This window comes from Sphingomonas azotifigens NBRC 15497 (assembly GCF_002091475.1).
GTDB lineage: Bacteria > Pseudomonadota > Alphaproteobacteria > Sphingomonadales > Sphingomonadaceae > Sphingomonas > Sphingomonas azotifigens.
The window spans coordinates 22775-36927 of sequence record NZ_BCTR01000030.1 but is presented as its reverse complement, the minus strand read 5'-3'; the positions used below and the strand labels follow the sequence as shown (position 1 = coordinate 36927).

Below are 14153 nucleotides of genomic sequence, written 5' to 3'. Positions count from 1 at the left end.
CCGGTGCCGCCTTGAAATTCGCTTTTCCGCGAATTTCAAACACGCCCTGAACCCCGAACGAAAAAGGGCGGCCCCGAAGGACCGCCCTCTTTTCGTTTCCCGAAGGAGCCGAGCTTAGCGCGAGTAGAACTCGACAACCAGGTTCGGTTCCATCTTCACCGGGTACGGCACTTCGTCGAGCGTCGGCACGCGGGTGAAGGTGACCTTCGCCGCGCCGTCCGGCGCGACATAGTCGGGGATGTCGCGCTCGGCGAGGCTCTGCGCTTCCATGACCAGCGCCATTTCCTGCGCCTTGCCGCTCAGGCTGATTTCCTGGCCCGGCTTGATGCGGCGCGAACCGATGTTGCACTTCTCGCCGTCGACGCGGACATGGCCGTGGTTGACCAGCTGGCGGGCCGCGAAGATCGTCGGCGCGAACTTGGCGCGATAGACGATCATGTCGAGGCGCTGCTCGAGCAGGCCGATCAGGTTCTGACCGGTGTCGCCCTTCATGCGCGACGCGTCTTCGTACGAGCGCTTGAACTGCTTCTCGGTGATGTCGCCGTAATAGCCCTTGAGCTTCTGCTTGGCGCGCAGCTGGATGCCGAAGTCCGACATCTTGCCCTTGCGGCGCTGTCCGTGCTGGCCCGGGCCGTATTCGCGCTTGTTCACCGGGGACTTGGGACGACCCCAGATGTTTTCGCCCATGCGGCGATCGAGCTTATGCTTGGCGCTGGAGCGCTTCGACATGTAAAATCCTTACCAATTGCGTTGACGTTGACCCGGGCGGCACGCCGCCCTGATCGCGATCCCGGTTTCGCCTGGGCTTCCCTGGTAGAGAAAGCGCAGGGCCACCGCTTCACCGGGGTGCGGGGCCAATTGCGAAGCGGCGCGCCTAGCGGGGTGGGCGGGCGGAGTCAAGCCGCCACGCCCGTATCCGACCGGCCTTGCCCGCAATGTTCAGCTGCCGATCGGGCGGTTCTGCAGCGCCCGGGCAGCAGTAGGATCTTCCCGGCTGTCGATCACGCGCCATTCGGCCCGCGTGTGGCATTCGCGCTTGCCCATGTTCGAGCCGGTAACCTGGATGCGGCGGCACACCGGCTTTTCAACTGCCGGTGCGGCAGCTGCGGGCGTCGCCGTCGGTGCCGGTGCGGTCTGCGCTGCAAGCGCCGGCGAAGCAATCAGGCAGCAAACGATGGCATAAATCATACGCACAACTAGTCTCCCCCAGTGGATGATGCGAAGTAGCGCGATTTCGCAGCTGCGGAAATAGATGAATTGCGAAGAACTGGCCATACTTCCGTATGAACGCTCATGCTGTTAGCTGGCGATGGGAACGTTAGAGGCGTGCCATTCCGCATGCGCGAGCGGGTCCTGCTCGGCATCTGCCCGGACCGCCCGTTCCGCCTGCCAGCGCGCCGGCGCCAGCCGCCCCAGCGCCCAGATGGCGGCGCCGCGCACCACCGGCGCCGGATCGTCGAGCAGCGCGACCACCGGCGCTGCCAATCGGTCGCTGCCGCTGTTGCCGGCGGCGATCAGGCAGTTGCGCAGCATCCGGTCGCGGCCGATGCGCTTGATCGGCGAGCCGGCGAAGACCTGGCGGAAGCTCGCATCGTCCAGCGCCAGCAGGTCGGCGAGGCGCGGCACCGTCAGCTCCGCGCGGGGGTGGAAGGCGAGATTGGCGTGCGCGGCGGCGGCGAACTTGTTCCACGGGCACACCGCCAGGCAGTCGTCGCAGCCATAGATGCGGTTGCCGATCGCTGCGCGGAATGCGTGCGGGATCGGGCCCTTGTTCTCGATCGTCAGGTAGGAGATGCAGCGGCGCGCATCGATGCGATAGGGCGCGGGGAAGGCGGCGGTGGGGCAGGCCGTCTGGCAGGCGTCGCAGCTGCCGCAGCCGCCGCCGCTCGGCCCGTCCGGGGCGAGATCGAGCGTCGTGTAGATCGCGCCGAGGAACAGCCAGCTGCCATGGCTGCGGCTGACCAGATTGGTGTGCTTGCCCTGCCAGCCGAGCCCAGCTGCTTCGGACAGCGGCTTTTCCATTACCGGCGCGGTATCGACGAAGACCTTCACGTCCGCACCCGGCGCTTCGGTCACCAGCCAGCGGGCGAGTTCCTTCAGGCGGCGCTTCACCACGTCGTGATAATCTGCGCCCTGCGCATAGACCGAAATGCGACCCACCTCGCCTTCATCCGCCAGTGCCAGCGGATCGGTGGCTGGAGCGTAGCTCATGCCGAGCGCGATGACCGAGCGCACCTCGGGCCACAGCCCTCTCGGGCTGCCGCGCTGCTCGGCGCGCTCCTCCATCCACAGCATGTCGCCATGGGCGCCTTCGTCCAGCCATTGGCGGAGGCGCTCGGCGGTGCGGGGCGCAGCGTCTGCTTGCGCAATGCCGCAGGCAGCGAAGCCGATTTCCGCCGCCTTCGCCTTCAGCCGTTCTTCGAGGGACTTGTCTTGCCGCACGCGCACCCGCTACCACGTTGTGATTGCAAGGGGGAGGCAAAGTGCAGCAACTGGCCGTCAGCGCCTCCGGGCTGGTCAAGCGCTTCGGTGAGCGCCGCGCCGTCGACGGAGTCGGCATCGCCGTCCCCAAGGGTCTGATCTATGGCGTGCTCGGGCCGAATGGCGCCGGCAAGACCACCACGCTGCGCATGCTGCTCGGCATCATCGAACCCGACGAAGGCGAACGGACGCTGCTCGGCAGCCGCCATCCGCGCGAGATGAGCGATCATGTCGGCTATCTTCCCGAGGAGCGTGGCCTCTACCCCAATATGAAGTGCCGCGAGGCGATCGCCTTCATGGGCGCGCTGCGCGGGTTGCCCTGGGCGACCGGGCGCAAGCGGGCAGGGGAGCTGCTCGAGAGTGCCGGGCTCGGCCATGCCGCCGACGACAAGATCCGCAAGCTCTCCAAGGGCATGGCGCAGCTCGTCCAGCTGCTCGGATCGGTGGTGCACGAACCCGATCTGCTGGTGCTCGACGAACCCTTTTCGGGGCTCGATCCCGTAAACCAGGAGCGGCTGGAGCTGCTGATCCGCGCCCAGCGCGATCGCGGCGCGACGATCCTGTTTTCCACCCATGTGATGGCGCATGCCGAGCGACTGTGCGAGCGCATCTCGGTGATCGCGGGCGGCACGGTGCGGTTCGAAGGCACGGTGGACGAGGCGCGGGCGCTGCTGCCGCTGCGCGCCCGCTACACGCCGCATCACGATGCCGAGGCGATCGGCGCGATGCTGCCCGCCGATGCGGTGCGCGAGGGCGGCAGCTGGCGCTTCACCGTGCCCGAGGGCGGCATCGAGGCATTGCTCGTCCGGCTGATCGACGCCGGGCATGGTATTTCGGGCCTGTCGATCGAGCGTCCCGGTCTGCACGACGCCTTTGTCCGCATCGTCGGCGCCGAGGCGCTGGCCGACCAGCCGGAGACGATCGCATGATGCCGCGCTTCCTCCGCCAGGCGCTCACCATCGCGCGACGCGACCTCACCGCGACGGTGATGACGCCCACCTTCCTGCTGTTCCTGCTCAGTCCGCTGCTGATGATCGGCTTCGGTGTGATCGGCGGCCTCAGCGGTCAGGCGGTGAGCACCGCCGGGGAGGCGCGGCAGCAGATCGTCGCGATCGCCCCACGTGCCGAGCATGGCGGGCTGCGCACGGCCGATCGCGAACTGCGCAGCGTGTTCACCCGCGATTCCGCGCGGCCGCGGTTGCGGCTCGACATGCCCGACGCCGATCCGGCGCGGCAGGCGCGGGCGCTGTTCGATTCGGACGCGATCGAGGTGGCGGCGGTGCTCTACGGCCCGCTCGATCATCCGACGGTGCTGCGTCGCTCGGGCGACGAGGCGGAGGGGCGGTACCTTGCCGCACTCGCCGCCCAGCGGCTGCGGGCCGAGCATGCACCGGGCATCCGCAGCACGCCGCGGTTCGAGACCGTCGCCGCGGACGCGCCGACCATCAGCGGGCGCGGACAGGCTGCCTATTTCTCCACCTTCGCGATCTTCCTGGTGACGCTGATGCTGTCCGGCCAGGCGGTCGGCGCAATGGCCGAAGAGCGGTCGAACAAGGTGATCGAGATCCTCGCCGCCGCCGTGCCGCTGGAAAGCGTGTTCTTCGGCAAGCTGCTCGGCGCCTTCGGATCGGCGCTGATCTTCGTGGCCTTCTGGGGCACGCTGGTCGCCAACCTGCCGCGGCTGTTGCCCGGTGATGCGGCGGGGGTGCTGACCAGCCTCAGCGTTGCGGTCGGGCCGATCTTCCCGCTGCTGCTGGTCGGTTATTTCGTGATGGCCTATCTGCTGCAGAGCGCGGTGTTCCTCGGCGTCGGCTCGCTCGCCTCGACCCAGCGCGAAATCCAGATGCTGTCGCTGCCGATCACCATCTTCCAGTTCGCGATGTTCGGCATGGCCTCCTATGCGGCGGGCAATCCCGAGAGCTGGGTGGCGATCGCGGCGGAGATCGTGCCGTTCAGCTCGCCCATGGCGATGGCGGCGCGCGCGGCAAATGCGCCGGAGTTGTGGCCGCATGCGCTCGCCTTCGTCTGGCAGGCGCTGTGGGTAGCAGGGACGCTGACGATTGCGGCGCGGCTGTTTCGGCGCGGGGTGCTCAAGTCCGGGAGTCCGAAGCGGGCGAAGAAGGCGTCGGCGTAGCTTTATCCTCTCCCGCTCTCGTTCCCCTCCCGCTTGCGGGAGGGGCTAGGGGAGGGGCTGAACCGTTCCAGCGCTTCTTCCACGTCGATCCCTCCCCCGACCCCTCCCGCAAGCGGGAGGGGAGAAAAGGCTCAATGCGTCGCGTCGTCGATCGCGTTGCCCGTCCGGTCCACGCCGTTGGCCAGCGCGTCGCCGGTGTCGTCCGCGCCTTCGCGGATCGCGCGGCGGGCGGCGTCGGCGCGGTTCTCGATCCGGTCGCCGAGCCGGTCCGCCGCATTCGCCAGCGAATCGCCGGTGCGCTCCAGCGAGTTGTCGACGCGGTCCTCGGTGCTCGGCGAGCAGGCGGCGAGGCCGAGTGCCAGTGCGGGAAACAGAACGGACAGAGTCTTCGGCATATGGTCTCCTGGGTGTCTAGCCAGCGGGCGCACACGCGCGTAGAGGGCCGCCATGTCACATCGCATCGCCCTCGCCTCGGATCACGCCGCTTACGGAATGAAGGCAGAACTCGCCGATTGGTTGCGCGCAGCCGGTCATGACGTGCTCGATCTGGGCACCAATGGCCCGGAGAGCGTCGACTATCCCGACTATGGCTACCGCCTTGGCAAGGCGATCGAGACCGGCGAGGCGACCTTCGGCATCGCGCTGTGCGGATCGGGGATCGGCATCTCGATCGCGGTTAATCGCAACCCCGCCGCCCGCTGCGCGCTCGTCTCCGAGCCGCTCTCCGCCGGCCTTGCGCGCGAGCACAACGATGCCAATGTCATCGCCCTCGGCGCGCGGATGATCGGCATTGAGATGGCCAAGGCGTGCGTCACCCAGTTTCTCGAAACGGCTTTCCTCGGAGATCGGCACGTCCGCCGCGTGGAGAAGCTGAGCAACCCCGAAAGGAGCCCCGCATGAGCACCAACCCCGTTACGGCAGGCCTTCAGCCGGATGGCTTCTTCACCAAAACGCTGAGCGAAGTCGATCCCGCGGTATTCGCCGGCGTCGAGCATGAGCTCGCCCGCGAACAATATCAGATCGAGCTGATCGCCTCCGAGAACATCGTCTCCAAGGCGGTGCTCGAGGCGCAGGGCTCGGTCTTCACCAACAAATATGCCGAGGGCTATCCCGGCAAGCGCTATTACCAGGGCTGCCACCCGTCGGACGAGGTGGAGCAGCTGGCGATCGACCGCGCCAAGCAGCTGTTCAACTGCGACTTCGCCAACGTCCAGCCGCACTCGGGCGCGCAGGCCAATGGCGCGGTGATGCTCGCGCTGACCAAGCCGGGCGACACCATCCTCGGCCTCAGCCTCGATGCCGGCGGCCACCTGACCCACGGCGCTCGCGCGGCGATGAGCGGCAAGTGGTTCAACGCGGTCCAGTATGGCGTGCGCCCCGACGATCACCTGATCGACTATGACCAGGTCCTCGCCCTCGCCAAGGAGCATCAGCCGAAGCTGATCATCACCGGCGGCTCGGCCTATCCGCGTCACATCGATTTCGCCCGCTTCCGCGCGATCGCGGACGAGGTCGGCGCGATGTTCATGGTCGACATGGCCCACTTCGCCGGCCTGGTCGCCGGCGGCGTCCACCCGACGCCGTTCGGCCACGCCCATGTCGTCACCACCACCACGCACAAGACGCTGCGTGGCCCGCGCGGCGGCATGATCCTCACCAATGACGAGGCCATCGCCAAGAAGATCAACTCGGCGGTGTTCCCGGGCCTGCAGGGCGGTCCGCTGATGCACGTGATCGCCGCCAAGGCGGTCGCGTTCGGCGAGGCGCTGCGTCCCGAGTTCAAGAGCTATGCGGCGGCAGTGGTCGAGAACGCCAAGGTGCTGGCGGCGACGCTCAAGGAGCGCGGTGCGAACCTCGTCTCGGGCGGCACCGACACGCACCTCGCGCTGGTCGACCTCACCCCGCTGGGCGTCACCGGCAAGGACGCCGACGAGGCGCTGGAGCGCGCGGCGATCACCTGCAACAAGAACGGCATCCCCAACGATCCGCTGCCGCCGATGAAGACCAGCGGCATCCGCGTCGGCTCGCCGGCGGGCACCACCCGCGGCTTCGGCCCGGCCGAGTTCCGCGAGATCGGCAACCTAGTCGCCGACGTGCTCGATGGCCTGCGGACCAAGGGCGAGGCGGGCGATGCCGCGGTCGAGGCCGATGTGAAGGCCCGCGTCCGCGCGCTGTGCGAACGCTTCCCGATCTACGGCGGCTAAGTGCGCTGCCCATTCTGTTCCAATGAAGCCAGCCAGGTAAAGGACAGCCGCCCCACCGACGACGGGGCGGCGATCCGCAGGCGCCGGCAATGCGAGGCGTGCGGGGCGCGCTTCACTACCTTCGAGCGCATCCAGCTGCGCGACTTGACCGTGGTGAAGAGCGGAGAGCGGCGCGAGCCGTTCGAGCGCGAGAAGCTGATGCGCTCGGTGTCCACCGCCTGCCGCAAGCGCCCGATCCAGCCCGCCCAGATCGAGCGGCTGGTCTCCGGCATCCAGCGGCAGCTGGAGACGACGGGCGAAAGCGAAATCCCCTCCCAGCGCATCGGCGAGCTGGTGATGGAGGCGCTCAAGGGCCTCGATTCGGTCGCCTATATCCGCTTCGCCAGCGTGTATAAGGATTTCCGCGAGGCGAAGGATTTCGAGGAATTCGCCGGTAACGTCAGCGAGGTCGGCAAAAGTTGAATTCCCCCGTGATCGTGCTCGTCCGCCCACAGCTGGGCGAGAATATCGGCAAGGCCGCGCGCGCCATGCTCAACTTCGGGCTGACCGAAATGCGGCTGGTGAGCCCCCGCGACGGCTGGCCGAATCCCTCGGCAGGTCCCGCGGCGAGCGGCGCCGATATCGTGCTCGAAAAGGCGCAGGTGTTCGAAAGCGTCGCCGATGCGGTGGCGGACTGCACCCATGTCTATGCGACCACCGTGCGCAAGCGCGGGGTGACCAAGCCGGTGGTGACACCCGAGGTCGCCGCGCGTGAGATCCACGGGGCGCCCACGCGCAGCGCGATCCTGTTCGGGCCGGAGCGCTCGGGGCTGGAGACCGATGATGTGGCACTCGCCCGCACGATCATCACCGTGCCGATCAATCCGGAATTCGGCTCGCTGAACCTGGCGCAGGCGGTGATCCTGGTCGCCTATGAATGGTCGAAGCATGTCGGGCTGGAGAGCCCGCCCGCGGTCGATCTCGACCCGCCGGCGCCGCAGGAGGAGCTGGACGGGATGATCGGCCAGCTCGACGCGATGCTGGAAGATTCGGGCTATTATTTCCCGCCGGACCGGGTGCCCTCGACCAAGCGCACGCTGCGCACGCTGCTGACCAAGCCGCGCTGGTCGAGCCAGGAACTGCGCACGCTGCGCGGGGTGTTGTCGGCGCTGGATGGCCGGAAGCGCCACCGGGCGGAGTAATTTTCTAAATCCCCCTCCCGCTTGCGGGAGGGGTTAGGGGAGGGTGAGTCAGGCGAGCGAGCGACCCGCTGAAGATTCGCCGCGGCGGCGCAGCGCCCACATCTTCCACCGATCGCTCGGCTTCCCTTACACACCCTCCCCCTGCCCCTCCCGCAAGCGGGAGGGGAGAAAGAAGGGCGCGCCGCAAGCAAGCGGGGCGTCGTCACCTCAGCGGCGCGGCGGGCCCTTGCGGAAGCCGCCGGGCTTGCCGTTGGCGTTGCTGCGGTTCGGCGGACCGCGCCGCACCGGACCGTCCGACCGCGCACCCGGCTGCGGCGCGTCGGTCGCGCGCTCGATCCGGATGCCGTCGTCATCGTCGCCCGCCGTCCGCGCGAACTTGTCGACCGCGCTCGCGAACTTTGCCGCCAGCTGCGCCGGGATCTGGAAGTGCGTCTCGTTCGCCGCGATGCGGATCGCGCCGACTTCGTTGCGGGTGATGTGCCCGCGGCGGCAGATCAGCGGCAGGATCCAGCGCGGATCGGCGTTCTGGCGACGGCCGATATCCATGCGGAACCAGACTGTGTCGTCGAAGCCGGGGCGGTGGCGTTCCTGCTGCGCGGCGCGGCGTGCCTCCGGCGTCGCCTCGATCAGTTCTTCCGGCTCGGGCAGCTGCGCGCGGTGCGCGCGGACCAGCGCCGCGGCGATCTCGGCCGGGGTCTTCTCGGCGAGCAGGCGCTCGGCGAGTGCGACGTCTTCCTCGTCCGTCTCGATCGGCTGAAGCAAAGCGGCGATCAGCCGCTCGCGGTCCGCCGCGCGAATCTGCTCGGGGGTCGGTGCGTCGATCCACACCGCCGGGATGCGTGCGCCGTGCAGCATCTGCTCGACACGGCGGCGGCGCGGATAGGGGACGATGAGGACGGCGGTGCCCTTCTTGCCTGCGCGGCCGGTACGGCCCGAACGGTGCTGCAGGGTTTCCGCATCGCGCGGCAGCTCGACGTGCACCACCAGCGTCAGCGTCGGCAGGTCGATGCCGCGCGCAGCGACGTCGGTCGCGACGCAGACGCGGGCGCGGCGATCGCGCAGCGCCTGCAGCGCATGGTTGCGCTCGGACTGCGAATGCTCGCCGGACAGCGCCACGGCGGCGAAGCCGCGTTCCATCAGGCTGGCGTGCAAGTGGCGGACATTGTCGCGCGTCGCGCAGAACAGGATCGCCGTCTCCGCCTCATGCAGGCGCAGCAGGTTGATCACGACATGCTCGATATCGGCGGGCGCGACCGTCACCGCTTGGTAGCTGATGTCGCCGTGGCCGCGATCATCGCTCTTGGTGGTGATCTGGAAGGCGTTGCGCTGGTAGCGCTTGGCCAGCGCCACGATCGGGCGCGGCATCGTCGCCGAGAACAGCAGCGTGCGGCGGTCTTCCGGCGTCGCATCGAGGATCGCTTCCAGTTCCTCGCGGAAGCCCATATCGAGCATCTCGTCGGCCTCGTCGAGCACCGCGGCGCGCAGGCTGGACAGGTCGAGCGCACCGCGCTCGAGGTGATCGCGCAGACGGCCCGGCGTGCCGACGACGATATGCGCGCCGTGGTTGAGCGTGCGGCGCTCCTTCGAGGCGTCCATGCCGCCGACGCAGGTGGCGATGCGCGCACCGGCCGGGCTGTACAGCCAGATCAGCTCGCGGCTGACCTGCAGCGCCAGCTCGCGCGTCGGCGCAATGATCAGGGCCAGTGGCGCGCCGGCGGGCGGCAGCGTCTCTTCGCCGGCGAGCAGCTCGGGCGCCATGGCGAGGCCGAAGGCGACCGTCTTGCCCGAGCCCGTCTGGGCGGAAACGATGAGGTCGCGGCCCGCGGCCTGGTCTTCCAGGACGGCGGACTGAACGGGGGTCAGCGTGGAATAGCCACGCTGTTCCAGCGCCTCTGCGAGGCGCGTCGGTAGATTGGAAATAGACATTGAGACCCTAAAATTGGGGCTACGCGCGGCGCACCGCAAGCCCGATACAGTGTTGCAGGCGCGCCCCTCTATCCTCGCGCGCGATCGATCAGCCAGACGGCGAGCGTGAGGGCGAACCCCACCGCCAGCCCGGCCAGCAACCCCGCCGTCGCTTGTCCGCGAAGGGCACCGGCCACTGCGCCGACGAGAATGCTCGCCGTCAACAGGAAGCCGCCGGCCATCGGCGAACGCGAAGGGGTGGACTGCATGGTGCCCCTTGCCACGAAATGCGCGTTCGCGCCACCCCACCCTATGGTTGCCCGTTCGTTCACCAGCATCGTCCACCGGCGGGGAAGGGAAAGCGGCGTATCAGGCCGGCACGGGCGGTGTGCTCGCCCAGCGGTTGGAGTAGCAATGGACGTCTATCCCTATCTGAGTGGTCGGGACGAAGTGAACGACGCAGCGGAGCTGATTCGGCGCTTCGGAGAGGCCGCCGGCGGCGAGGCAGCGGCGCGTGCCGATGCAAGCCGGGATCTCGGCAACGTCATCCATTTCTGCCGCTGGCGCCAGATCGAGCGGCTGGTGGTCCTGCTCTCGGTCCCGAAGGTGCTGGGCACCGTGCATTGAGCGCGGCCTGAGCGGACAATTCTGGAGGCATATCCTCCGCCGCCAAGGCTAGGCTGTCGTAGATGAAGCCAATGGCCTGGCGTTCAAAAAGCCATCGTCATTCCCGCCAAGGCGGGAATCCATTGCCTTGGGTGCCTGGGGAGAGAACTTCGGCATCAGCGCCAATGGATCTCCGCCTTCGCAGGGATGACGATGTATTTTGGGCAGATGCGATCGCCCGGTCCTGACGGGGGAGGATATGGGACGGTCCGGACCCAACCCCCCGCACCGGCGTTCCCTCCTCGCACTCCTTCCGCGAGGTTCGCTTGACCACACCCCAGATCCTGTCGCTCGTCGTGCTCGCGGGCATGATGCTGCTCTTCGTCTGGGGGAAGCTGCGCTACGACATGGTGGCGGTACTGGCGCTGCTCGCGGCGCTGGCGGTCGGCGTGGTGAAGCCGAAAGAGGCATTCACTGGATTCTCCGACGACATCGTCATCATCGTCGCCTCGGCGCTGGTGCTCTCTGCCGCCGTCCAGCGATCGGGCGTGATTGAGCGGGCGATGCTGCTGCTCCAGCGGCGGGTGACGCGGGTGCGCTCGCAGTTGCTGCTCTTGAGCGCGAGCGTCGGCTTCGCCTCGGCGCTGGTCAAGAATATCGGCGCGCTGGCGATGATGATGCCGGTTGCGTTCCAGATGGCCAAGCGCTCCAAGGCCTCGCCCGCCACCTTCCTGATGCCGATGTCGTTCGCCTCGCTGCTCGGCGGGCTGATCACGCTGATCGGCACCTCGCCCAACATCATCGTCAGTCGGGTGCGCGAGGAGATGACCGGCCAGCCCTTCGGCATGTTCGACTATGCGCCGGTGGGGCTGGGGCTGACGCTGGTCGGGCTCGTCTTCCTGCGCTTCGCCTATCGGCTGATCCCGCGCGACCGCCGCGCCGCGCCGACGCTGGGCGAGGCGATGGACATCGAGGATTATGTCACCGAGGCCGCGATCCCCGAAGGATCGGAGGCGGTGGGCGAGACCGTCGCCGAATTCCGCGAGCGCCACGATCATGCGGTGGCGGTGACCACCATCCTGCGTGGCGGTATCCGCAGCACGCCCTTCCCGGACAACCGCCTGTGCCCCGAGGACGTGCTGATCCTCGCCGGCGCGCCTGACGACCTCGAACGCGTCATCGCCACCGATGCGCTGGTGCTGGAAGGCCAAGACCGCGCCCAGCCCGAGGGCAACACCAGCGAAGTGGGCGTGATCGAGGCGGTGATCGGCACCGACTCCAGCCTGATCGGCCTCACCGCCGGGCGGCTCGGGCTGCACGAGCGCTTCGGCGTGAACCTGATCGCCGTGTCGCGGCAGGGCGAGCGGCTCTCCGCCAGGCTTGGGGACATCGAGCTCCGTGCGGGCGACGTGATCGTGCTGCAAGGCCCGCTCGACCTGTTGTTCGAGCGATTGGGCGAGCTCGGCTGCCTGCCCCTCGCCCAGCGCGAGCTGCGGCTTGGGAGTGCGCGCAAGGGCCTGCTGCCGCTCGCCATCCTCGCTGTCGCCATGGCCGCAACGGCGACCGGCTATGTGCCCGTTGCGGTGGCCTTCTTCGCCGCGGCGGGGCTGACCATCCTGCTCGGCGCGCTGCCGGTGCGCGAGGCGTACGAGCATATCGAATGGCCGATCCTGGTGATGCTCGGCGCCCTGATCCCGGTCAGCGATTCGCTGCGGACCACCGGCGCCAGCAAGATCATCGGCGACCAGCTCGGCCATCTCGCCGCGACGCTGCCGCCCTGGGGCGCGGTGGCGCTGATCCTGGCGGCGGCGATGGCGGTGACGCCGTTCCTCAACAATGCCGCGACCGTGCTGGTGATGGCCCCGATCGCCGCCACCTTCGCGGGCGAGCTCGGCTATCGGCCCGAGGCGTTCCTGATGGCGACGGCGGTGGGCGCGGGCTGCGACTTCCTCACCCCGATCGGCCACCAGTGCAACACGCTGGTGATGGGGCCGGGAGGCTACAAGTTTGGCGACTATGCGCGGCTCGGCGCCCCCTTGTCGTTGCTGGTGCTGCTGATAGGCACGCCGATGATCATGGCCGTATGGCCGGTGCATTGAGGATGGAGTTTCCATGGAACAGATGATTCGCTTCGAGCAGACCGGCGGTCCCGAGGTCCTGCAATGGGTCGAGGTCGACCTGCCTGCGCCCGGCCCCGGCGAGGTGCGGCTGCGGACGGAAGCGGCGGGGCTCAACTTCATCGACGTGTACCACCGCACCGGCGTCTACCCGGCGCAGCTGCCCTCGGGCATCGGTGTCGAGGGTGCCGGCGTGATCGAGGCGGTGGGCGAGGGCGTGACCGGGTTCGCGGTGGGCGATCGTGCGGCGACCTTCGGGCCTGCGCTCGGGTCCTATGCGACTGCGCGCAATCTGAAGGCCGACAGTCTGTTCAAGCTGCCCGAGGACATCAGCAGCGAAACCGCCGCCGCGGTGCTGCTGAAGGGCTGCACGGTCGAGTTCATGGTCGAGCGCGCGGCGAAGGTTGAGCCGGGCTGGACGGTGCTGGTGCACAGCGCGGCCGGCGGGGTCGGGCAGATCGCGGTCGGCTGGCTCAAGGGCATCGGCGCGACGGTGATCGGCACGGTCGGCCATGAAGCCAAGGTGGAGAAGGCGAAGGCCGTCGGCTGCGACCATGTGCTGCTGTCGCGCGGGCAGGAGGATGTCGCCGCGCGGGTGCGCGAGATCACCGGCGGCGCGGGCGTGCCGGTGGTGTTCGACGGGATCGGCAAGGCGACCTGGGAAGCGTCGCTTGGCTCGGCGGCGCGGCGCGGGCTGATCATCAGCTATGGTAATGCCAGCGGTTCGGTGGAGGGGGTGAAGCTCGCCACGCTCAATCAGCATGGCTCGCTGTTCGTCACCCGGCCCAAGCTGTTCGATTACTATGTGACACCCGAGGAGCGTGCGGCGGGTGCGGCGCGGCTGTTCGAGATGCTGGAGAAGGGCGCGGTGAAGCCGGAGATCGGCCAGCGGTTTGCGCTGAAGGACGCGGCCGAAGCACACCGCGCGATCGAAGGCGGGCAGACGACAGGGTCGACCATCCTGCTGCCGTGAGACGTAGCGGGAAGGGAGAAGCCTGCGCACCCCTTCCGCTTGCGGGAGGGGACGGGGGAGGGGCTGCAACCCAGCAGCGCTTCTTCCACGTCAGCCCCTCCCCCAACCCCTCCCGCAAGCGGGAGGGGCGTTATTTCCGCTTGCTGAGCGCCGCGACGCAGCTCGCCTGGTCGAGCGGGCTGCCGTTACGCTGCCGCGCGTCCACCCAGGTCACCGCCGCCGCGCCGCCGCCATGCTCGGGCGGGTAGAGATACGCGTCGAGCACGCAGATCGGCCCGACGAACTGCAGCTTGCGGCCCTTGCCCTCGGTCACATCGAGCCGCGGTTGGCCGAAGCGCGCGAGCAGCTGCGGCGCGGTGAGCCCGCGGATCGGCGCCAGGTTCGCCGGCTGCTCGGGCACGCGCCCCGGCACCGGCAGCGGCGCCGCCGGCCGCGCGGTCGGCACCGTCCCCGAACAGGCCGCGAGCAGAAGCGCCGTGAACGGCACCGAGGACTTGGCGATACGCACAGCGTTCAAACGGTTTTCCCTTGGTTGCACTTGCACCTGCCTCT

The 14153-nt window shown here is 68.5% G+C and carries 16 protein-coding genes; 9 read left to right on the top strand and 7 right to left on the bottom strand.

Translation table 11 applies throughout. From position 1 onward, the window contains the following. Window positions 1-114: 114 nt before the first annotated feature. The 3 genes from rpsD to queG form a co-directional block, all read right to left on the bottom strand. Window positions 115-729, bottom strand: a complete 615-nt coding sequence (rpsD, locus tag SAZ01S_RS12200; RefSeq protein ID WP_064312571.1) for a 30S ribosomal protein S4 — start codon at window positions 727-729, stop codon at window positions 115-117. 210 nt (window positions 730-939) lie between these two features. Continuing rightward, on the bottom strand, window positions 940-1275 hold the full coding sequence (locus tag SAZ01S_RS12195) for a hypothetical protein (RefSeq protein ID WP_139810057.1): 336 nt from the start codon (window positions 1273-1275) through the stop codon (window positions 940-942). A gap of 24 nt (window positions 1276-1299) precedes the next feature. Further along, a complete protein-coding gene (queG, locus tag SAZ01S_RS12190) occupies window positions 1300-2442 on the bottom strand; it encodes a tRNA epoxyqueuosine(34) reductase QueG (protein ID WP_084582548.1) in 1143 nt (380 codons plus the stop codon). Window positions 2443-2483: 41 nt separating this feature from the next. Here queG and SAZ01S_RS12185 point away from each other — a divergent pair, with 41 nt between their 5' ends. Continuing rightward, window positions 2484-3410, top strand: coding sequence for an ABC transporter ATP-binding protein (locus SAZ01S_RS12185; protein WP_084582542.1), 927 nt, complete (start codon window positions 2484-2486; stop codon window positions 3408-3410). Further along, window positions 3407-4615: an ABC transporter permease gene (locus SAZ01S_RS12180; RefSeq protein WP_084582541.1), complete on the top strand. Its 1209-nt coding sequence runs from the start codon at window positions 3407-3409 to the stop codon at window positions 4613-4615. The genes SAZ01S_RS12185 and SAZ01S_RS12180 overlap by 4 nt, the downstream gene beginning before the upstream one ends. Window positions 4616-4746: 131 nt before the next feature. Here SAZ01S_RS12180 and SAZ01S_RS12175 read toward each other — a convergent pair whose 3' ends face one another. Then, window positions 4747-5010, bottom strand: coding sequence for a hypothetical protein (locus SAZ01S_RS12175; RefSeq protein ID WP_084582540.1), 264 nt, complete (start codon window positions 5008-5010; stop codon window positions 4747-4749). A 52-nt stretch (window positions 5011-5062) separates the two neighbouring features. On the opposite strand from SAZ01S_RS12175, the gene rpiB reads away from it, so the two are divergent. From rpiB to SAZ01S_RS12155, 4 genes are read left to right on the top strand one after another with little or no spacing between them, the layout of a single operon-like run. After that, the gene (rpiB, locus tag SAZ01S_RS12170; RefSeq protein WP_084582539.1) at window positions 5063-5515 is read left to right on the top strand and encodes a ribose 5-phosphate isomerase B; all 453 of its coding nucleotides are present in this window, start codon (window positions 5063-5065) and stop codon (window positions 5513-5515) included. Continuing rightward, the gene (glyA, locus tag SAZ01S_RS12165; RefSeq protein WP_084582538.1) at window positions 5512-6819 is read left to right on the top strand and encodes a serine hydroxymethyltransferase; all 1308 of its coding nucleotides are present in this window, start codon (window positions 5512-5514) and stop codon (window positions 6817-6819) included. The genes rpiB and glyA overlap by 4 nt, the downstream gene beginning before the upstream one ends. Then, window positions 6820-7281 carry a transcriptional regulator NrdR gene (gene nrdR, locus SAZ01S_RS12160; protein ID WP_084582537.1) on the top strand — a complete coding sequence of 154 codons (462 nt, stop codon included), beginning with the start codon at window positions 6820-6822 and terminating at the stop codon, window positions 7279-7281. Further along, entirely contained in the window at window positions 7278-8000 is a 723-nt protein-coding gene (locus SAZ01S_RS12155; protein WP_084582536.1) for an RNA methyltransferase, read from the top strand. Before nrdR ends, SAZ01S_RS12155 begins: the two co-directional genes overlap by 4 nt. 207 nt (window positions 8001-8207) lie before the next feature. On the opposite strand, the gene SAZ01S_RS12150 is transcribed toward SAZ01S_RS12155, so the two are convergent. Together SAZ01S_RS12150 and SAZ01S_RS12145 are read right to left on the bottom strand one after the other, a co-directional pair. After that, a complete protein-coding gene (locus tag SAZ01S_RS12150) occupies window positions 8208-9926 on the bottom strand; it encodes a DEAD/DEAH box helicase (protein WP_084582535.1) in 1719 nt (572 codons plus the stop codon). Between the two features lie 68 nt (window positions 9927-9994). Beyond that, complete coding sequence (locus SAZ01S_RS12145) at window positions 9995-10174, bottom strand: hypothetical protein (protein WP_218018072.1); 180 nt, start codon at window positions 10172-10174, stop codon at window positions 9995-9997. A gap of 145 nt (window positions 10175-10319) precedes the next feature. On the opposite strand from SAZ01S_RS12145, the gene SAZ01S_RS12140 reads away from it, so the two are divergent. From SAZ01S_RS12140 to SAZ01S_RS12130, 3 genes are all read left to right on the top strand, one after another. Beyond that, complete coding sequence (locus SAZ01S_RS12140; protein WP_084582533.1) at window positions 10320-10532, top strand: hypothetical protein; 213 nt, start codon at window positions 10320-10322, stop codon at window positions 10530-10532. Window positions 10533-10837: 305 nt separating this feature from the next. Beyond that, window positions 10838-12610: an SLC13 family permease gene (locus SAZ01S_RS12135; protein WP_084582532.1), complete on the top strand. Its 1773-nt coding sequence runs from the start codon at window positions 10838-10840 to the stop codon at window positions 12608-12610. A gap of 13 nt (window positions 12611-12623) precedes the next feature. After that, window positions 12624-13601: a quinone oxidoreductase family protein gene (locus tag SAZ01S_RS12130; RefSeq protein WP_084582531.1), complete on the top strand. Its 978-nt coding sequence runs from the start codon at window positions 12624-12626 to the stop codon at window positions 13599-13601. 130 nt (window positions 13602-13731) lie between these two features. Here the strand turns inward: SAZ01S_RS12130 and SAZ01S_RS12125 are convergent, their stop codons facing one another. After that, the gene (locus SAZ01S_RS12125; RefSeq protein WP_439951224.1) at window positions 13732-14109 is read right to left on the bottom strand and encodes a hypothetical protein; all 378 of its coding nucleotides are present in this window, start codon (window positions 14107-14109) and stop codon (window positions 13732-13734) included. Window positions 14110-14153 lie beyond the last annotated feature (44 nt).